Annotated in this window: 12 protein-coding genes; 2 read left to right on the top strand and 10 right to left on the bottom strand. The window is 74.7% G+C overall.

Features of this window, described 5'->3' with window-relative positions; all coding sequences use genetic code 11:
• Nucleotides 1-122: 122 nt before the first annotated feature.
• A complete protein-coding gene (locus AC061S_RS10995; protein ID WP_478685691.1) occupies nucleotides 123-1,817 on the bottom strand; it encodes an amidohydrolase in 1,695 nt (564 codons plus the stop codon).
• A 129-nt stretch (nucleotides 1,818-1,946) separates the two neighbouring features.
• On the opposite strand from AC061S_RS10995, the gene AC061S_RS10990 reads away from it, so the two are divergent.
• Entirely contained in the window at nucleotides 1,947-2,642 is a 696-nt protein-coding gene (locus AC061S_RS10990) for a TetR/AcrR family transcriptional regulator (RefSeq protein ID WP_478685690.1), read from the top strand.
• Between the two features lie 103 nt (nucleotides 2,643-2,745).
• On the opposite strand, the gene AC061S_RS10985 is transcribed toward AC061S_RS10990, so the two are convergent.
• The gene (locus tag AC061S_RS10985; protein ID WP_478685689.1) at nucleotides 2,746-4,785 is read right to left on the bottom strand and encodes a prolyl oligopeptidase family serine peptidase; all 2,040 of its coding nucleotides are present in this window, start codon (nucleotides 4,783-4,785) and stop codon (nucleotides 2,746-2,748) included.
• 179 nt (nucleotides 4,786-4,964) lie between these two features.
• On the opposite strand from AC061S_RS10985, the gene AC061S_RS10980 reads away from it, so the two are divergent.
• Nucleotides 4,965-6,257: an MFS transporter gene (locus tag AC061S_RS10980; protein ID WP_478685688.1), complete on the top strand. Its 1,293-nt coding sequence runs from the start codon at nucleotides 4,965-4,967 to the stop codon at nucleotides 6,255-6,257.
• 10 nt (nucleotides 6,258-6,267) lie between these two features.
• Here the strand turns inward: AC061S_RS10980 and AC061S_RS10975 are convergent, their stop codons facing one another.
• From AC061S_RS10975 to AC061S_RS10940, 8 genes are all read right to left on the bottom strand, one after another.
• Entirely contained in the window at nucleotides 6,268-7,536 is a 1,269-nt protein-coding gene (locus tag AC061S_RS10975) for an MFS transporter (protein ID WP_478685687.1), read from the bottom strand.
• An 11-nt stretch (nucleotides 7,537-7,547) separates the two neighbouring features.
• Nucleotides 7,548-8,846, bottom strand: coding sequence for an alkaline phosphatase family protein (locus tag AC061S_RS10970; RefSeq protein WP_478685686.1), 1,299 nt, complete (start codon nucleotides 8,844-8,846; stop codon nucleotides 7,548-7,550).
• A 77-nt stretch (nucleotides 8,847-8,923) separates the two neighbouring features.
• On the bottom strand, nucleotides 8,924-9,970 hold the full coding sequence (locus tag AC061S_RS10965; RefSeq protein WP_478685685.1) for a galactokinase: 1,047 nt from the start codon (nucleotides 9,968-9,970) through the stop codon (nucleotides 8,924-8,926).
• Nucleotides 9,885-11,897, bottom strand: coding sequence for a methyltransferase domain-containing protein (locus tag AC061S_RS10960; protein ID WP_478685684.1), 2,013 nt, complete (start codon nucleotides 11,895-11,897; stop codon nucleotides 9,885-9,887). The genes AC061S_RS10965 and AC061S_RS10960 overlap by 86 nt, the downstream gene beginning before the upstream one ends.
• Nucleotides 11,894-13,069 carry a glycosyltransferase gene (locus AC061S_RS10955; RefSeq protein WP_478685683.1) on the bottom strand — a complete coding sequence of 392 codons (1,176 nt, stop codon included), beginning with the start codon at nucleotides 13,067-13,069 and terminating at the stop codon, nucleotides 11,894-11,896. The genes AC061S_RS10960 and AC061S_RS10955 overlap by 4 nt, the downstream gene beginning before the upstream one ends.
• A complete protein-coding gene (locus tag AC061S_RS10950; RefSeq protein WP_478685682.1) occupies nucleotides 13,066-13,971 on the bottom strand; it encodes an alpha/beta fold hydrolase in 906 nt (301 codons plus the stop codon). The genes AC061S_RS10955 and AC061S_RS10950 overlap by 4 nt, the downstream gene beginning before the upstream one ends.
• A gap of 8 nt (nucleotides 13,972-13,979) precedes the next feature.
• Nucleotides 13,980-14,360: an acyl carrier protein gene (locus tag AC061S_RS10945; RefSeq protein WP_478685681.1), complete on the bottom strand. Its 381-nt coding sequence runs from the start codon at nucleotides 14,358-14,360 to the stop codon at nucleotides 13,980-13,982.
• The gene (locus AC061S_RS10940; protein WP_478685680.1) at nucleotides 14,350-18,960 is read right to left on the bottom strand and encodes a beta-ketoacyl synthase N-terminal-like domain-containing protein; all 4,611 of its coding nucleotides are present in this window, start codon (nucleotides 18,958-18,960) and stop codon (nucleotides 14,350-14,352) included. The genes AC061S_RS10945 and AC061S_RS10940 overlap by 11 nt, the downstream gene beginning before the upstream one ends.
• Between the last annotated feature and the right edge of the window lie 127 nt (nucleotides 18,961-19,087).

Below are 19,087 nucleotides of genomic sequence, written 5' to 3'. Positions count from 1 at the left end.
CTGAGGGATGAGCTCGGTGGGGTGGGTGACGCTCGGCCGGTGGCGGACCGGCCGGTGACTGCCCGGTCGGTCGCGACTCGGCCGGTGGGGATTCGGCCGGTGGGGATTCGGGCGGTCGCGGCTCAGTCGGTGGCGGCGAAGACCAGTTCGCCGTCGATGTACGTGCGCAGCACGCGGGTGTCGGCGATCTCCATCGGGGGGTGCGCGAAGGGGTCCCGGTCGAGGACGACGAGGTCCGCGTACTTGCCGGTCTCCACCGTGCCGGTGACCTCGTCGAGGTGGTTCACCCACGCGCTGCCGGCCGTGTAGGCGGTGAGCGCCTGCGAGAGGGTCAGGGCCTGCTCCGGGAAGAAGGGCGGCGCCGGTTCGAAGGTCCCTCCCGCGTTGGGTGCCTCGTCGGGTACGGAGCGGTTGACCGCGACGTGGATGCCCCACAGCGGGTTGGGGCTGCTGACCGACCAGTCGCTGCCCGCGACCAGGCGGGCCCCGGCGCGCTGGAGGTCGCCGAACGGGTACTGGAGGCGGGCCCGTTCCGGTCCCAGGAAGGGGATCGTGAGCTCGTCCATCTGCGGTTCGTGGGCGGCCCACAGGGCCTGGATGTTGGCGGCCGCGTCCAGGCTCGCGAAGCGCTCGATGTCCTCGGGGTGGACGAGCTGGAGGTGGGCGAGGTGGTGGCGGTTGTCGTTGGCCCCGTTGGCCTCGCGGGCCTCGGCGAGGGCGTCGAGCACCTCGCGCACGGCCCGGTCGCCCAGGGCGTGGAAGTGGATCTGGAACCCGGAGCGGTCGAGCCGGGCCACGGCCTCGGTGAGCACCTCGGGCTCGATGAAGCTGAGGCCGGAGTTGCCGGTGGCGCAGCCGCAGCCGTCGAGGTAGGGCTCCAGCATTCCGGCCGTGAAGTTCTCGGCGATGCCGTCCTGCATGATCTTCACGCTGGTGGCGTTGAAGCGGCCCACCTGTCCCCCGGCGCGGCGCTCCTCCAGTTCGGGTATCTGCTCCAGGCCGCGTTCGCGGTCCCACCACAGGGCGCCGACGACGCGGGCCCGCAGGGAGCCCTCGCGGGCGGCGCGCAGGTAGACGCCGTAGTTGTCGGGGTTGCCGGGGAAGGAGCCGATCATGGCGTCCTGCCAGCTCGTGACGCCGAGGGAGAAGAGGTGCTCCTGTGCGGCGAGCAGGCCCGCGTGCGCCTCGTCGGGGGTCGCGAGGGGCACGTGGTGGGCCACCAGCTCCACGGCGCCCTCCTGGAGGGTGCCGGCCGGGCTTCCGTCTTCCTCCCGCTCGATCCGGCCGTCGGCCGGGTCCGGGGTGGTGCGGTCCACGCCGGCGATCTCGAGTGCCCGGGTGTTGACCCAGGCGCCGTGGCCGTCCCGGTTGGTGAGCAGGACGGGCCGGTCGGGGACCACCGCGTCGAGCATGGCCCGGGTGGGCGTGCCGCCGGGGAAGATGTCCATCGACCAGCCCCCGCCGCGGATCCAGGCCGCGTCGGGGTGGGCCTCGGCGAAGGCGGCGACCACCGCGAGGTAGCCCTCGATGGTGCGCTCCTCGCTCAGGTCGCAGCCGAGCATCTGGACGCCGGCCACCGCGGGATGGACGTGGGCGTCCTGGAATCCGGGGATGAGCAGTCCGCCCGCGAGGTCGACGACCTCGGTGTCGGCGTCCGCGAGCGACCGTACGGCGGCCGCGTCGGCCACGGCGATGATCCGGCCGCCTCCCACGGCGACGGCGGCGTCGATCGGGGTGGGTGAGGTCCCGGTGAAGACCCGTCCTCCGACGAAGACGGTGTCGGCACGCTGCCTGATCGGCTGCCTGATGTTGCCCATCGACGCATCCTTCGGCTCGGCGGGTGAGCCCCGCACGGCTGGTTCGTTGAGGAGGAGTGAACGGGAGCGCAACAATGTTGTCAACGGTGTTGCGCTCGCTCTGTTCCACATCGTTACACTGGCCCCACCATGCCGAAGTCATCCGACACACCCGCCCGGTCCAAGCGCGCGGGCAGCCAGCTCACACCCGACGCGATCATCGAAGCGAGCCTGCGCATCGCGGCTCGCGGCAGCGAGGACGCCTTCACCGTCCGGCGCCTCGGCGAGGAGCTCGGCGCCGACCCGACCGCGATCTACCGGCACTTCCGCGACAAGGACGAGCTGCTGCTCTCGGTCGCCGACCGCACGCTCGGCGAGGTGCTCGACCGCATCCCCGCGGGGCTCGACTGGAAGGACCGGCTGCGGGCACTCGCCGACGGCTCCCTCGAAGTCGCGCTCAGGTACCCGGTGGTCGGCTCGACCATGGCCAGCCGGACCACCCGCAGGTCCAACGAGTTCCGCGTCGTGGAGCTGATCCTCGGCGCGGTGACGGAAGCCGGCCTCGAAGGGGCCGAGGCGGCCGTCCACTACCGGATGGTCGGCGACTCGCTCCTCGCCTACGTCGGCCAGCGCGCCGCCTACCTGCTGTTCGACCCGGACGTCCGGGCCGCCGACGAGTCCTCGTGGAACCGCGAGTACCGCCTGGTCGACCCCTCGGGCTTCCCCAACATCACCCGGCTCGGAAGCCACCTGGCCGAGGTCACGGACGAGCAGATCTTCGAGGCCAGGGTCGAGGCGCTGATCACCGCGATCGAGACCCGGGTCGAGGCCCTGCGCCCCGCTTAGGCCCTGCGCCCCGCCTAGGACCTGCGCGAGGCCCCGCGAACGCGCCGCGGCCCGGGATCAGCTGCCAGATCTGATCCCGGGCCGCGCCGCACGCACGCACCGGTCACCTCTGCGGGGTCAGCCGCTCCCAGAGGAAGGTGTGGACCAGCGCCTCGTTGAAGGCGGTCTGCCCGTGGTCGGTGGCGCCCGCGTGGCCGCCGCCGAGGTGTTCGTGGAAGAGCACGGGGTGCCCCGACTCCCGCAGCCGGGCGGCCATCTTGCGGGCGTGCCCGGGGTGGACGCGGTCGTCGCGGGTCGAGGTCAGCAGGAGCAGCGGCGGGTACGGGGGCCCGTCCGTGCGGACCTGGTGGTACGGGGAGATCCGCTCCAGGTGGGGCTGGTCGGCCGGGCTGTCGGGGTCCCCGTATTCGGCGATCCAGCTCGCCCCTGCGAGCAGCTTGTGGAAGCGGAGCATGTCCAGCAGCGGCACGTGGGCGACGACCGCACCGAACAGTTCGGGGTCGCGGGTGAGCATCGCGCCCATGAGCAGTCCGCCGTTGCTGCCGCCTTCGATCCCGAGCTGGGCGGGGGTGGTGACGTCCCGGGCGATGAGGTCCCGGGCCACGGCGGCGAAGTCCTCGTAGGCCCGTACCCGGTTCGCTCCGAGCGCGGCCTTGTGCCATCGCGGCCCGTACTCGTGCCCGCCCCGGATGCCCGCCACCACATACGTGCCGCCGCGCGCGAGCCAGGCGCGTCCGGTGACGGCGCTGTAGCCCGGGACCATGGAGACCTCGAAGCCGCCGTACCCGTAGAGCAGGGTGGGCCCGGGGCCGGTGCGGTCCTCGGGTCCGACGACGAAGTACGGGATCCTCGTGCCGTCCGCGGAGGGTGCGAAGTACTGGCGGACCGCGAGGCCGGCGGTGTCGAAGAGGGCCGGGCCCTGCTTGACGGTCTCGTCGGCGCCGGCCGGGGCCGTACCCCGGTAGAGGGTGGACGGCTGGAGGTGGCCCGAGACGTTCAGGAAGAACTCGTCGCTCACGTCCGGATCGGTGCCGACCACGGAGGCCGTGGACAGCGGGGGTACGCCGGAGAGGGGGGTGCGGCTCCAGCCGTCGGGGCCGGGCCCGGGGGTCAGGATCTCCAGCCGGGAGGAGACGTCGGCGCTGGTGGTGAGGATCAGGTGGTGGCGGGTCCAGCTCCAGCCCGCGAGGGCGGTGTGCTCGTCCGGGGTGAAGAGCACGGCCGCCTCCCGCTCCCCCGCCCGGAAGGCCTCGAAGTCGAAGGCGAGCAGGCTGCCCGCGGCGTGGCCGAGCCAGGGCGACTTCGGCGCGACGAGCAGCCATTCGCGGTGGACTGAGGCACTGGCGTCGTCCGGGACGTCGATCTTCTCGGGGCCGGCCGCGTCCGGGGTTCCGTCTCCGGGGAGGAGCAGCATCTCCCCGTTCCAGAAGTCGATCTGCCGGTGGACGAAGTCCCGTTCGAAGCCGGGTGTGTCGTCGTGCCAGCCGGAGGCGGACAGGTCCGTCGGCCTGCCCTCGTAGACCGGTTCCGCCTCCGCGAGGGGGGTGTCGCGCCGCCACCGGCGGACCTGGAGGGGGTAGCCGGACGGGGACATCGAACCGGGGCCGAAGTCCGTGCCGATCCAGACCAGGTCCCGGTCGATCCAGCCGATCCGGGTCTTGGCCTCGGCGACTTCGAAGCCGCCCGCGACGAACTCCCGCTCCACGAGGTCGAACTCGCGCACGACACAGGCGTCCGCGCCGTCGCGCGACAGCATGACCAGGGCGTGGCGGTGATCCGGGGCGAGGACGGCGCTGCCCGCCCAGGCCCACTTCTCCCCCTCGGCCTCGGCGAGCGCGTCCAGGTCCAGGACCGGCTCCCAGTCGGGCCGCTCCTTGCGGTACTCCTCCAGGGTGGTGCGCCGCCACAGCCCGCGTACGTGGTCGGCGTCCTGCCGGAAGTTGTAGAGGTGGCGTCCCCGCCGGGTCGTGTACGGGATCCTGCCGTCGTCGTCGAGGACCTCGCGGACCTCCGACTCCAGCACCTTGAACCCGGGGTCCGAGGCCAGCGCGGACACCGTTTCTTCGTTGCGGTCGCGCACCCAGGACAGGGCGGCCTCGCCGGTGACGTCTTCCAGCCAGAGGTAGGGGTCTTCATCGCTCATCCGCCGATTGTGCAGGATCGGACGGCGGCCGCGAATCGCCCGGACCTGGGGCCTGTCGTCAGATTCCCGTCGTCGCCCGAAGGGCCGCGAGGCAGACGGGAATCTGACGGCAGGCCCCAACCCGGCCACGCGGGAAAACCCGTTGCCCGGGGACGGGCGGGCGCCGACCATGGCTCCTCGTGAGCAGATCCCGTTTCGCCTCCGTACTGCCCGACCTCAGCCCGCTGCGGTCCAGCCCCGATTTCCGGCTGCTGTTCTACCAGGGCACGGTCACCTTCTTCGGCTCGTTCATGGCGATGATCGCGCTGCCGCTGCAGATCAAGCACCTGACGGACTCGCCGCTGGCGGTCGGTGCGATGGGCGCCGTGGAGCTGCTCCCGCTGGTGGTCTTCGGTCTCTACGGGGGCGCCCTCGCCGATGCCGTGGACCGGCGGCGGATGATCCTGCTGACCGAGGCCGGGCTCGGGGTGCTAGCCCTGGTCCTCCTGGTGAACGCCGCCCTGCCGAGTCCCCTGCTGTGGCCGCTGTACGTGGTCGCGGCGTGCGTATCGGCACTGACCGGCCTCCAGCGGCCGGCCATGGACTCGCTGATGGCGCGGATCGTGCCGCACGACCAGCTCACGGCCGCCGCCGCGCTGAACGGGCTGCGCTACCAGTTCGGGGCCATCGCGGGTCCCGCGGCGGCCGGTCTGGTCGTCGCGTACGCCGGGTACGCCTCCGCGTACGCGGTCACCGTCGCGGGATTCTTCGTATCGGTGCTGCTGTGCCTGCGGCTGCGTCCGGCTCCGCCCGCGCGGGACGCCGAGCGGCCCTCGCTGCGGGGGATCGCCGAGGGGGCCCGGTACGCGTGGAGCCGGCCCGTGCTGCTAGGCACGTACGCCGTGGACCTGGCGGCGATGCTCTTCGCCTTCCCGAACGCCATCTTCCCCTTCCTCGCCGACGAGCTCGACGCCGTGTGGGCGCTGGGGCTGATGTACGCGGCGGGCGCGGTGGGCTCGCTGGCGCTGGGGATGACCAGCGGCTGGGTCTCGCGGGTACGCCGGCACGGGCTGCTGGTGGTGTGCGGGGCGGGGGTGTGGGGACTGGCCATCGCGACCGCGGGCTGGTCCGGGAACATCTGGTTCGTGCTGCTGTGCCTCGCGGTGGCCGGCGCGGGCGACATGCTCAGCGGGCTGGGCCGCGCCACCATCTGGAACCAGACCATCCCCGAGGAGCTGCGGGGCCGGCTCGCGGGCATCGAGGTGCTCTCGTACACCGTGGGCCCGCAGCTCGGCCAGGTCCGCGCGGGCGCCATGGCCGGCTGGACCGGTACCCGCTCGGCCTTCTGGGGCGGCGGGCTCGCCTGCGTGGCCTCGGTGGCGGTCCTGGCCGCCCTGCTGCCGAAGCTGATCTCCTACGACGCGGACACCGACGAGGACTCCCTGCGGCAGCGGGCCGCGAAGGAGTTGCAGTCGAACGGAGCGGCGGCCTGAACCTGCGCGCTCACGCCTCGGGGGATTCCTCCCCCGAGGCGGGGCCGTGGCCCGTGAAGGCGGAGGTGGCCACGGTCGTGACGGCCAGGGCCAGCAGCAGTCCGCCGGCCGCCGCGGCCAGCGCCGGGCCCGGGCCCCACAGGGTCCAGGCGGCGCCGAAGAGCAGGGAGCCCGCGAACCTGGCCAGGGCCTGCGCCGTCTGGAGCACCGCCAGCCCGGTGGTGCGCAGGCCGGGGGGCAGCAGCGGCCCGGCGGCGGCCATCAGGACCCCGTCGGTGGCCGCGTAGAACAGGCCGAGCAGGCCGAGGACCCCGCACACGAGCGCGGGCCCGGGCGGTACCGGAACCAGGAGCAGCAGGCAGGCGCCGAGCAGCAGCAGGTGGCCGCCGAGGAAGACCCGGTGGCGCCCCAGCCGGTCGGCGAGCCGGCCCGCGGGCACGGCGGCCAGCAGGAACACGGCCGCAGTGCCGACCGGCAGCAGCGGGAACCAGGCGACCGGCAGGTCCAGTCGCTGCTGGAGCAGCAGGTAGAGGAAGGCGTCCCCGACCGTGAACAGGCCGAGCCCTGCGGCGGTCAGGCAGAGCCGGCGCAGGCCGGGGATCCGCAGGAGGGTCCGGGCGGAGGGCGTCCCGGCCGCCGGTGCGGGCGCGGGGCTCTCCCGTACGAACAGGGCCAGCACCACGACGCCCAGCACCGCGAGGCAGCAGCTCACGGTGAAGACGGCCTCGTAACCGTCCACCGCCACCCACAGCACGCCGAACGCGGCCAGCGGACCCAGCAGGGCCCCGGCCGTGTCCAGCGCGCGGTGCACGCCGAAGGCGCGGCCCTGCTCCCCCGGCGGGCAGGACAGCGAGATGAGGGCGTCGCGCGGGGCGGTGCGCAGGCCCTTGCCGGTCCGGTCGGCGGCGAGCACCGCCGCCACCGACCAGGGGGTGGTGACCGCCAGCAGGGCGGCCTTGCAGGCGGCGGAGATCGCGTAGCCGGTGCCGGCGACGAGCTTGCGGCGGTGGGTGCGGTCCGAAACCCGTCCACCCACGAGGCGCAGCAGCGCGGTGGCGCCCTGGTTGAGCCCGTCCAGGGCGCCGAAGGCGAGCGGGGACATCCCGAGTCCGGCCACCAGGTACAGCGGCAGGACGGCGGTGACCATCTCCGCGGAGACGTCCGTGACCAGGCTGACCATGCCGAGGGCGAGCACCGTGCCGGGGACGGCCCGCAGGGGGCCCTTCGGAGCCGGAGGGCCTGCGGCGATGTCCGCCGCACGGCTGGTCGACAGGTACACGGGTGCCTCCTTTAGAACCAGGTGAGGGTGAGGGGGAAGGTGGTGGTGGCGGTGGCCGTGGTGGTGTCGGTGGCGGTGGCGGTGATCTGGAGGGTTCCGGTGGCCCAGGGTTTGCCGGTGATGCGGCCGGTGGCGGCGTCGAGGGTGAGGCCCCAGGGGAGTCCGGTGGCGGAGTAGCGGACGGGGGGTTTCCCGCCCGTGGTGGTGAGCTGGATGGTGCAGCTCTGGTTGAACTTGCAGGACTGCGGGCCGGGGTTGGCCAGCTTCAGCGCGGCCGAGGTCGGAGTCGGGGTCGGTGTGGGGGTCGGAGTCGGTGTGGGGGTCGGCGTGGACGTGGACGTCGGCGTGGGGGTCGGGGTGGGGTTCGTGGAGGCGAACACCTCGCTCATCGGCTGGACGTTGGCGGCGTTCCCGGCGTGCGTCGTGCCGAACAGGTCCTCGAAGGTGCGCAGCAGGTTGTGGTGGTTGAAGGCCGTGGAGTACGTGCCCGTTTTGACGTTCGCCCCGTAGAAGACGGTGGCGATCTGGTTGGAGCCGAGGAAGTTGTCCTCGTCCCAGGTCAGCACCAGCAGGCTGTTGTTGGCCTTCGCCCACTGCGCGTAGGCGTCGATGTTGTTCTTCGTCCAGGTGTCACCCGTGCCGACCGAGCAGGAGTGCATGTCGTTGCACTGGTTGGGGACGATGAACGAAAGGTTCGGCAGCGCCGCGAAATTGCCCTGCGGGAACTGGGCCCAGGTCTTCCCGGTGTTCAGCGGCACGTTCTTGAAGGCGAACCACGGGTTGTGCTTCTGGGCGTACTGGCCGTTGGTGCAGACGGTGGAACCCTCGCTCGGCAGGTCCTCGTTGTACGTCGCGAAGGTCTTGCCGGCCGCGATCAGCTCCTGGCCGAGGTTGGGCGCGGTCATTGACTGCGGGGTGTAGCAGCCGTCCCCGGTGATGCCCTGGGTGGCGCCGGAGAAGAGGTTGAAGTAGTTCGGCTGGCTGGGGTGGGTCAGGGCCTTCATGCCGGTCAGGCTCGCGCCGCCGCTCGCGAGCTGGTTGATGTACGGGGCGTTGGCGCTGCCGATGATCTCGCCGTACTGCTTGTTCTCGTAGACGACGACGACCACGTGGTCGTACGCGGGCAGCGCGGCCACGGCCGACGGCGCCGCGGAAATGCTCTCGGCGGCCTGGGAGTTGGCGATGGTGAAGGCGCCCAGCAGGGCGAGTGCGCCGATGCCGGCGACCAGGGCCGACCGGTGGACCCGGTGTCTCGCGCGAGCGGTCGCGCTCGTGCTCGTGCTCGCCGTTGTCGGGGGACGGAGGGGCATGGGTGGTTCCTCCTCGTGACGGGTGGTGTGGTGCTCGGTGGCAGGGCCCGGCACCAGGCCTGGTGCCGGGCCCGGTGTCAGGACTCGCGGCGGGCCGGGCCGGCGACGGTGATGTTCAGGAACCGGGGCACGGGCAGCCCCCGGTCGCGGAAGTCCTCCGCGACCGCCGCCCGCACCGCCGCCGGCCGGGCCTCGGGCAGCAGGACCAGGACGCTCCGCCCCGGCCGCTGCCCGGGCGGCCAGGCACTCAGGGCCCCCGCCCGGCGGGCGCACCCGACGGCCCGGGCGAGTTCGGCCGTACGGTCCCGCGTGCCGTCGGGGTCCGGCCGCAGGGCCAGCAGCACCAGGCGGGCCCCCGAACCGGCCGGGTCGAAGACCACGTACCGCTGTCGTTGCCGCCGGGGCTCCGGCCGGGGCGGGCCGTGGCCGAGCAGCAGGGCCCGGCCCGGCCGGGCGAAGAGGGCGCCCCGGCGCAGGGCGTCGTCGCCGTCCGGCAGCGCCTCCGCCATCAGCCGGGCCAGCCGTACCCGGTCCGGGTCCTCGCCCGCCGGGGTGTGGACGTCGGCCACCGCGAGCGCCATCGCGCAGTCGGCGGCCTCCTCCGTGGCCAGCCCGGCGGCCGGGGTGAGGGAGCCCTGCACGTGCAGGTCGGTACCTCCCCGGCCGTACCCGGCCCGGGCCAGTGCGCGCAGCAGCGCGTACGGGCGGGCGGCCCAGGCCGGGGTGGCGGGCGGCGGCCCGGACAGGGTCAGCGGCAGGTCGCAGCCGTCCGCCGGGTGGGCCAGGGAGCTGAGCCGTACCAGGCCGTCGGTGCGCGGGGCCGCGGCGGCCGAGACGGGCCAGCCGGCCGCCGCCACGAGGCCCGGGGAGCCCAGGTGGAAGGTGTACGGGGCGCTCCAGACGGCGGCCGGGGGCCGACCGTGCGCGGCCTCCAGGGCGTAGGCGACCAGGCGGAAGAGCGGGTCGGCGGTGGCCCGGCGGGCGAGGTCGCCTCCGGCGGGGGCCTCGGGGCCGGTGGGGGCGGGGCTGGTGGGGGCCTCACCGGGACGGGCGACGACGGGGCCGGTGGCGGCCGGTTCGGTGGCGGCCGGGCCCTGGCCGGTCCGCGCGCCGGGGGCTGTCATCGCTCGTCCTTGCGGGCCAGCATCCGGTAGGCGTTGCCGCCGTCCGTGCGGCGGCGAAGCAGGGCAGCGAGGCCAGCCGTACGGCGCCGGTGAGGGCGCGTCGGCCGGTGCCGGCCGGGGGCGCCCAGGGCCGGTCCGGGTCGGGGGCCAGCCGGGTCGCGGTCAGGGCCACCGCGCCGAAGAAGTCGTTGCCCTGGTGGGCCGGGCCGTGTTCCTCGGCGAGGACGGTGAAGCCGCGGTCGGCCAGTGCCTCGCGCAGGTTCGAGGAGGGGATCAGGTGCTGGTGCTGCGGCTGGAACCAGGGCAACCAGGCCGGGCCGAGCAGCCGGGCCATCCGGGACTCGGGGTCGGGGAGTTCGATGGCGAGGTAGCCGCCGGGGGCGAGGACGGCGGCCGCCGTGTCCAGTTCCGTGAGCGGGTCCCGGGTGTGCTCCAGGTAGTGGTACATGCTGACCACCTCGTACTGGCCCGCCAGTTTCACCGCGAACTCCGGGAACTGGCCCTGGTATCCCGTCTCCACCCAGCCGCGCCGCTCGGCCTCGCGGACCCCGTCGCCCATGTCCAGACCGTCGAACCGGGTGTCGGGCCAGACGGCGCGGGCCGCGTTGCAGAAGTGGCCGTGACCGGTGCCGACATCGAGCCAGGACACCGGGTCGGTGTGCGGGCGGAGCATTTCGGCGCGGCCGCGGTAGGCGGCGCCGAGCCGGCCGAAGACGGTGGCCGCGCCCTCGCCGCCGCGGCCGTCGTAGAAGTCGCGGTAGTAGAACTCCAGTCCCTCCGGCGACAGTCGGGGGTTCTGGAAGACGTGCCCGCAGGCTCCGCACTGGTCCAGGGTGAAGCGGCCGGGCTTGCCCTGGAGCAGGTCGGGTACCCGGACCCGGACGGTGAGCCGGCGGGAGCCGCACCAGGGGCAGTCCGGCCGGCGCGGTTCGAGGAACCGGTCGGTTCCGGCGGCCAGGTCGGCCCGGTACGCCTCAGCGGCCTCTGCCCGCACGGCCTCGGCGCGCACGGTGGTCTGCTCCGTGTCCCGTGTGGCGGCCCGGCCGTTCGCGGGAACGGCGGCCCCGGGTCGCGGCGTACGGGTCGTCGCGGCGGCCGTACGCAGGGCCGCGCCGAGGGAGCGCGCCGGCCGGGCGGCCGTGGCCCGGGCCAGGTCGCCCGGGCGCAGGGGTGCGCCGGGCCGGCCCAGGGCGAGGTAGGGCTGGAGCCAGTACAGCCCCGCCGCGGCGGCGCCCCACCGGCCCTGGCGTACGGCGACGCCGGCCAGCAGGGCCAGCCCGGCGAGCTGTGCGGCGGCGAGCGGCCCGGCCGGCAGCCCTTGGGCCCGCAGTTCGGCCGCCCGCGCCGGTCCGCGCGCGCCGGCGGGTGGTCCGCAGCTCAGAGCGGGTGCGATGGCCAGTCCCGTGGCATCGGCGGCGTACTCCTTCACGCGCCGGGTCACCGTCATGAGTTCCGCCGGAGTGGCGGCCGGGCCCGCCGGGTCGATCCCGGCCCGCGCGAGCACCTCCTCGGCGACGAGCACGGCGAACCCGGCCCCGCGTCCCTCGCCGAGCCGGTCCTGCCGGTAGGCGGTCGGGTCGACCAGGCGCAGCAGGCCGAGCACCCGCTCGGTGGGCAGGTCCCCGGGCAGCAGGTCCAGGACCCGCAGTCCCTCCCGGTCGGCGTGCGCGCAGGCGGCGAGGAAGGTGGCCGCGTCGGGCTCGACCCCGCGGGCGGTGAGCAGTCGCCACCCGGCGGCGCGCGGCACCCCGGCGTCCGCGGACGCGGCCATGGGCAGCACCGGGACCGCCCGCAGCCGGCGGGCCGCGCGCACGGTGCCCGCGCCGAGGGCGGCGAGCAGGAGGACGGAGGTCCACCGGACGCGGGACAGGAGCAGGGGAACGGAAAGAGGGATCCGGGCAGGGGAAGGGAGCGGGGAGCGCGTCATAGGAGTTCCTCCAACCGGTCGGCCGCGGCGGCGGCCCCGCCCGCCGCGGCGAATGAGGCCTGGATCCGCCGGGCGCCCCGGCGGTGGCCGGGTTCGTCGAGTACGGCCGTCAGCGCGTCGCGCAGTTCCTCGGCCCGGGTCCTGCCGAACCGCACCCGCACCCCGGCCCCGGCCTCCACGACCTGCCGGGCGACGATCGGCTGGTCGTCGCGGATCGGGGCGACGACCAGCGGCAGCCCGTGCGCGAGGGTCTCGCAGACGGTGTTGTGGCCGCCGTGGCAGACGACCGCGTCCAGGTGCGGCAGCAACTCGAGCTGCGGCACCCGGTCGCGCAGCAGGACGTTTCCGGGGACCGCCCTGATCAGCGGGGCGGGGGCCGCCAGGACCAACTGGACGTCCGAGCCGAGCCGTTCGGCGGCGCCAAGCACCGCCCCGTAGAACCGGCCCCCGGCCTCCTGGTTGAGGGTGCCCAGTGACACGAGCACCCGTCGGCGCTCCGGATCCAGCCGCTCCCAGGGGAATCCGGGAGCGGGCGGGCGGGCCCCGAAGGCGGGACCCACGAAGGCGTAGTGCGGAGGGAACTCAGCCTGTCCTCCAATGAGTTGGCGGCTGGAGAACACCAGGACCAGCCGCTCCGAGAACCGCGGATCCCACGGCGCTCCGGCCGGATCGGGGTCTGCACCGCACTCCGCCAGCAGTCCGGCGATCTGTGCGGCCACCCACTCCCCCACCTTCGGGAAGTCCGCGAAGGGGAGGGTGAGTTCGGCCGAGGTGCTGGCGGAGGTCACCCAGGGCACCCCGAGCCGCCGCGCGGCCACCGGACCGGCCAGGGCCTGCTGATCGGCGACCAGCACGTCCGGCTCGAAGGCGCCGACCGCCCGGACCACGCCCGGGAGCATCGCCTTGGCCAACGGGACCAGGGCCTCTTCCCAGAGGAACCGCAGTGCTGCGACCCCGCGCAGATCGCGCCAGCGGGCGTGCAGCAACGCGTAGTCGCCGCCCGCTTCCGCGCCCGCGGAGAGGATCCGGGCGTGCTCGGGCAGCAGCCGGGACAGCGGCCCGGGCGGGCCGGTCCAGGCGACCTCGTGGCCGCGGGCGGCCAGTTCGGCGCCGACCGCCACCGTCGGATTGACGTGCCCCGCGAGCGGCGGCACCGTGAAGAGCACCCTCATCGGACCAGCGCTCCCGCCCGCGGCCGCGCCGTAACCGCGAGCGCGCCCGCCCCGCCTGTGCCCGTGGCCGTGCCCGTGGCCGTGCCCGTGGCCGCGCCCGATGCCGTGGCATCGAGGTGGGCGAGTACGGCCGCTCGCAGCGCTCCGCTGCTCTCCTTCAGCACGTCGTGCCCGAGGCCCGGGAGGATCTCGACCGCGGTGACGTGCGGGGCGTGGCGGGCCAGTTCCAGGGCGCCCGGCACCAGTTCGGAGTGCTCGCCGCAGACGATCAGGACGGGACAGCGCAGTCCGGCGTAGTCGGCCGGGGTGAAGGTGCGGCTCGCCGCGATGTCGTCGATGAGGGTGGTGCGGTTGAGCAGCTCGTCGGCGATGGCCGTGAGGTTGGCCGCCTTGCGCAGCCGCAGGGTGAGCAGCTCGGCGGGTACCGCGCTGTCCTCCAGGCTGAGGGCGGCCGCCGACAGGGTGTCCACCATGTTGTCCACCCAGGCCCCGCTGAGCGGGGGTTCGAGCAGGGTGAGTCCGGCGACCAGGTCGGGGCGGGCCAGGGCGGCGTGCAGCGCCAGGGTGCCGCCGTAGCTGTTGCCGACCAGGTGCACCGGGCGGCGCCCGAGGCCGAGCGCGCCGGTCAGGGTGAAGAGGTCCCGTACGGCGGTGCGGCTGTCGTAGCCGGTGGCCGGCCGCTCGGTACGGCCGTGGCCGCGCAGATCGTAGAGGAGCACCTCGTGCCCGGCCCGGGCCACCGGGACGGCCAGGGGGCAGTAGAAGGAGGACAGGTTGTCCACGACCAGCCCGTGCAGGAACACCACTACGGGGCGGTCGGCGGCGTCGGGGCCGGCCGTGTGCGCGGTGGCCGGCAGCTGTTGGACGTGGAAGCGGACGGTGCCCGCGGGGACGAAGGCCATGGCGGGGATCAGCCGTCCGATCCGGTCGCGGCGCCGGCGCGGGCGCCGGATGCCGAGGCGTGCGGGAGCGGCGTGCGGGTAAGCGGTGTGGGGGTGAGGGAGGCTCGGGTGAGGGACGCGTGGGTGATCCGGCCGATGTGCGTGACGAGTTCACCCACGGACATGGCGAGGATGCCGTCCATGTCCTTCTCGGACAGGAAGCCCATCAGGTCGACACCGGCGCCGTAGCGGTGGTGGAGGAGTTCGGCGAGGGCGACGAACTCGATGCTCTCCAGGGCGAGGTCCTCGTTGAACGTCGTCTTCATCGTGACCTCGTCCGCGAGGAGGTGCTCGTCACCGACGATCTCCACGAGCATGCCGGTGATCTCGGCGAGGATGTCAGCTGCCATGACTGGTCTCCGTGAGGTGGAAGGGGACGGGGGACGGAGTCGCGGGACGGTCGGTCCAGGCGACGACGTGGCCGGCGTGGTCGAATGGCGCGTCCGCGAGCAAGGTGGTGCGGACCGGGTACGGATGCCCGTCCGGAGAGTGCACCCAGAGCTCCCCGGAGCCCGGGTCGCCGGTGGTCCGCCAGTCGCGCGGGCGGCCTCCGAGTCCGGTCCCGGCGGCCTTGGCGGCCGCCTCCTTGGCGCACCACAGGGCGGTGAGCGCGGCCGGCAGTCCGGTGCCCTCCCGGGCCGCCAGCCTTTCGGCGAGGGCGAGTTCGCCCGGCGCCAGGGCGATCCGGATGAGCGCGTCCGGGTCGGTGGTCACCTGTTCCACGTCGATGCCGACCGGCCGGTCGGGGTGGGCGAGGGCGACCGCGATCCGGTCCTTGTGGGCGATCGTCAGGCGGACTCCCCCGGCCAGGGTTCCCCCGGCGAAGGGCCGCCCGGCCGCGTCGTTGCCGATCGGCACCTCGGCCGGGAAGACCGGCCCGGCTCCGCCGTCCCAGAGGAGGTGGCGCAGTGCGTCCTTGGCGGCGATCCGGCCCAGCAGCCAGGGTGCCCGGGCGCGCGGCGCCAGCCGCTCGTAGGCCGCGCGCTCGGCGGCGCCGAGGTAGCGGCGCATGACCAGCTCCTGCGAGGCGGGGTCGGTCCAGCGGCGCCGGGCCAGGCACCAGCCCTCGGGGCGGGGTTCGCCGATGCCGCAGACCTCCGGGGTGAACTTCATCGGCCAGACCCGCTCGTCGGCGCCGAAGCGGCGGTACGTCCAGCCGTCGATCCGGGCCCATACCCGGCCGTCGGCCCGGAACAGCTCGATGTCGCCGCGCACGGTGACGTCGCGCACCTCCCGGATCCGGGCCGTGGCCCCGACGAGTTCGTACGGGGCGGGCGGCGGCCCGGAGAAGCGGATGCCGTCCACGGTGGCCGGGAACACCAGCCGGTCCACGGGGAGCCGCAACTGCATCCAGTGCCCGAAGAGCTGCCCGGCCGCGTCGAGCAGCGCCCCCGGGTCGGGCAGCGCCCGCAGCACGCCGAGGATGCCGTCCGAGCCGACGGACCGCACCTCGTGCACCCCGGCGAAGCGGGGGCCGTGGAACATCCACCGGTCCCGGTAGAGGGCCTCGGCGCTGACGGGGGCCGGCTGCGGCTCGCGCAGCGGGGTGGGATCGGGGCCGGGCAGGGGCTCGTACCGCGCGCCGAGCAGCACGAACACGTCGGCGTACTCCCCGAGGGTGACGCGCACGCGGCCCGGCCCGGCGGGCCGTACGGTGACCTCCAGGTCGAGGGCCGGCTCCACGGGGAGCCAGCGCAGGGCCCGTACCCGCTCGTAGCCGATGACGGCCAGGCCGGGCGGCGCGTCCCGCAGCGCGGCCTCGGCCGCGAGTTCCAGCATCGTCGTCATGGGGACGACGGGGAAGCGGTCGGAGTCCTCCGTCCACCCGTCGGGCTGAAGGTAGACGCAGTGGTCCCGTACGTAGGGCAGCGTGGCGAGGGAGAGGCGCAGGGTGTGGCTCCGGGGCTGGGTCTCGGTCTGCGCCTCGGTCTGCGCCTCGGTCCGTCCTCCGGCGGGGGCCGCGTCCAGGGCGGAGAGCAGGAACGGGCGGGCTTCCGCGGCCACCGGCGCGGGCGGGGTCGGCGGCGCGGGCCAGGCAAGATCCGAAAGAGACGGCCTAGGCGGGGCGGGGGTGGCCGGGGCGACGGGAGTGGCCGCCGGGGTGGTGGCCTGCGGGAGGAGGCCGGTCAGGGTGGCGCGTGCGGCCTCGCCGAGGCGGACCAGCGGCGAACCCAGGTCCAGGAGCACTCCGCGCCCGGCCGCAGGTGCTGCCGGTGGTTCGATCGCGGCCCGGTCCGGGGCTCCCGTTCCCTCGGGGGTCAGGCGGTCCCAGCGCGGGGCGTGCCCCTCGGTCCACAGGGCGGCGCAGGTGCGCCGCAGGGCGGCCAGGCCGGAGAGCCGGGGCGAGGAGGCCGCCACCGAGAAGTGGGGGCGGTCGCGCAGGGTGTCCTCCACGAAGCCCGGGAGGCTGCCCGGACCGAGCGTGACGAAGCCGCGGACGCCCGCGTCCTCGTACAGCCGGAGCGTCAGCTCGCGGAACCGGACCGGTTCCAGCAGATGGCGGACCACGAGCGCGCGCACCTCCTCCGGCTCCGGGGGGAACGGCGCGCAGGTGGTCGCGGACCAGAGGGGCACGCTCCCCGGCTGGAGCGGCAGTTGGGCGAAGGCGGCGCGGACCTGTCCGAGGTAGGGCTCCCACATCGGGGTGTGGAAGCCCGAGCGGAAGGGGAGTTCCTGGCCGAGGACGCCCTCGGCCTTCAACCGCTCCAGGGCGGTGGCCACGTCGGCGGGAGCCCCGCAGACGACCGACTGGTGGGGGCAGTTGTCGTGGCTGACCACCACCCCGTCCAGTCCGTGCAGCGCCGCCTCCGCCCGCCGGGTGCCGCATCCCAACGCCGCGTAGACCAGGTCCGGGACCTTCACCGAACCGGGCCGCAGCGAGTTCAGGAAGGTGTCGGCCGCGTCCTGCCGGTACATCCCGGCGGCCACCATCGCCGCCCACTCCCCCAGGCTGTGGCCCGCCAGTACGTCGGCCCGGATGCCGAGTTCGGGCAGCGCCCGGGCGAGGAAGCGGCCCGTCGCGATGGCGTCGAGGGCCCGCTCCGTCAGCTCCTCGCCCCTGGTCAGCCGGGGCCGCTCCAGCCCGAGCAGGTCCGCCACGTCGTCCAGCGCCGGGGCGAACTCCGGCTCCAGGCCCGGGAACAGGAAAGCCAGCCGGCCGCCCAGCGGCTCGGGCGTGAACCACACCTCCCCGCGCCCCCGCCATGCCCGGCCGCGCGCCACCACCTTCGCGGCCAGCGCCAGCCGCTGGGGCGTGGGACCGACGACGGCGAGCCGGCAGGGCCCGTCGCCGCCGGACACCGGGGAGCCGGAAGCCAGGAGGCCCGAGAGCTCCGCCGCGTCGGAGGCCGCCAGCAGGAGCACCTCCTCCCGCGCGGGCGTCCCCACCGGCGCGGCCGGAGCGCTCAGGGGCAGGAACCGGCGTACGGGCGGGGCCGGTCGCGCGGGCGCCGACCGACCCGAGGGGGCGGCCCGGCGCGCGGCGCCGGGTGCCTCCTCCAGCACGACGTGCGCGTTGATGCCTCCGAAGCCGAAGGCGTTCACCCCGGCCCGGCGCGGCGCCGGCCCGCGTTCCCACGGCAGGGCCGTCGTCACCGGCCGCATCCGGGTCCGGGCCAGGCCGGGGTGCGGCTCTTCCAGGTGCAGGGTCGGCGGCAGCACCCCCTCGTGCACCGCGAGTGCGGCCTTGATCAGCCCGGCCATGCCGGAGGCCTGCATGGTGTGGCCGAGCATCGACTTCACCGAGCCGAAGCCGATCGCGCTCCCGGCATCGAGGGCGGCATCGAGGCCGGCCTCGAAGCCTGCGTCGAGGCCGGTGTCCGTCCCCGCCCCCGTCCCGACCCCGGTCCCGCCGACTGCGTACGGGCCGAACACCTGGGCCAAGGTGTCCAGTTCGGCGGCATCCCCCACCGGGGTCCCCGTGCCGTGCGCTTCCAGCAGACCCAGCGCGCCGGGTGCCCGCGGGTCGAGACCCGCCTCCCTCCAGGCCCGTTCCAGCGCCCGTACCTGGCCCGCGACCAGCGGGCTCATCAGGCTGGCCGCCCTGCCGTCCCCGGCCACGCCGGTGCCGCGGATCACCGCGTAGATCCGGTCGCCGTCCCGCTCCGCGTCGGCCAGCCGCTTCAGCACCACCACCCCGGTGCCCTCGGACAGCAGGGTTCCGTCGGCGCGCCGGTCGAAGGGGCGGATCCGCTCGCTGGGGCTCAGGGCCCGGAGCTGCGTGAACACGCTCCACAGGGTGGCGATGTGGCAGTGGTGGACCGCTCCGGCGACCACCACGTCGCAGCGCCCGCCCGCCAGCAGTCCCACCGCCTGGTCCACCGCCAGCAGCGAGGACGCGCAGGCCGCGTCCAGGGTGTAGGCCGGTCCGTGGAAGTCGAGCCGGTTGGCGGTCCGGGCCGCCGTGAAGCTCGGCACGAGTCCGATCGAGGCGTCGGGCCGTTCGGGACCCAGGGCCTCCTGGAAGGCGGAGCGCACCGCCGCGATCCGCCGCTCTCCCAGTTCGGGCGCGAGTTCCCGCAAGGTCTGCGCCAACTGGTGTGCGGTGCGCACCCGTTGGTCGAGCCGGGCGGTGGCCACACCCATGAAGCCGCCGCGGCCCAACACGACGCCGATCCGCGACCGGTCGGCGGGCAGGCGGCTCTCGCCACCCGCGTCGGCGATGGCCTCGGCCGTGGCGTGCAGGGCCAGCATCTGGTCCGGTTCGGCCCCTTCCACGGTGGCCGGCATGATGCCGAACCGGGTCGGGTCGAAAGCGGCGAGCCCGTCCACGAAGCCCCCGCGCTTGCAGTAGAACCGGTCGCCGGAGACCGGTCCGGTGGCGCCGGCCGGGTCGTAGTACACCTCGGGGTCCCACCGCCCGGGCGGGACGTCGCCTATGCAGTCCGTACCGGCCAGGAGGTTGCGGCGGTACGCGGCGAGGTCCGCGGCGCCCGGGAACACGGCGCCCATCCCGACGATCGCCGCATCGGTGGGCCGGGGACCTCGATGATGCCGCCGCTGCCCGGATCCCCGGCCCTGACCCCGGTCCCGGTCCCGGTCCCGGCCCTGCCCCTGCCCCTGCCCCTGTCCCTGTCGA

The organism is Streptomyces sp. CA189, assembly GCF_056428985.1.
This window is presented reverse-complemented; position numbering and strand designations above follow the sequence as displayed.

Excerpts from the sequence above, each read along its gene's own strand:
- AC061S_RS10990 (WP_478685690.1), top strand. The coding sequence starts at position 1,947 with ATGCCGAAGTCATCCGACACACCCGCCCGGTCCAAGCGCGCGGGCAGC.
- AC061S_RS10970 (WP_478685686.1), bottom strand. The coding sequence starts at position 8,846 with ATGCCCCTCCGTCCCCCGACAACGGCGAGCACGAGCACGAGCGCGACC.
- AC061S_RS10965 (WP_478685685.1), bottom strand. The coding sequence starts at position 9,970 with ATGACAGCCCCCGGCGCGCGGACCGGCCAGGGCCCGGCCGCCACCGAA.
- AC061S_RS10985 (WP_478685689.1), bottom strand. The coding sequence starts at position 4,785 with ATGAGCGATGAAGACCCCTACCTCTGGCTGGAAGACGTCACCGGCGAG.
- AC061S_RS10960 (WP_478685684.1), bottom strand. The coding sequence starts at position 11,897 with ATGACGCGCTCCCCGCTCCCTTCCCCTGCCCGGATCCCTCTTTCCGTT.
- AC061S_RS10955 (WP_478685683.1), bottom strand. The coding sequence starts at position 13,069 with ATGAGGGTGCTCTTCACGGTGCCGCCGCTCGCGGGGCACGTCAATCCG.
- AC061S_RS10945 (WP_478685681.1), bottom strand. The coding sequence starts at position 14,360 with ATGGCAGCTGACATCCTCGCCGAGATCACCGGCATGCTCGTGGAGATC.
- AC061S_RS10940 (WP_478685680.1), bottom strand. The coding sequence starts at position 18,960 with ATGGGCGCCGTGTTCCCGGGCGCCGCGGACCTCGCCGCGTACCGCCGC.
- AC061S_RS10950 (WP_478685682.1), bottom strand. The coding sequence starts at position 13,971 with ATGGCCTTCGTCCCCGCGGGCACCGTCCGCTTCCACGTCCAACAGCTG.
- AC061S_RS10995 (WP_478685691.1), bottom strand. The coding sequence starts at position 1,817 with ATGGGCAACATCAGGCAGCCGATCAGGCAGCGTGCCGACACCGTCTTC.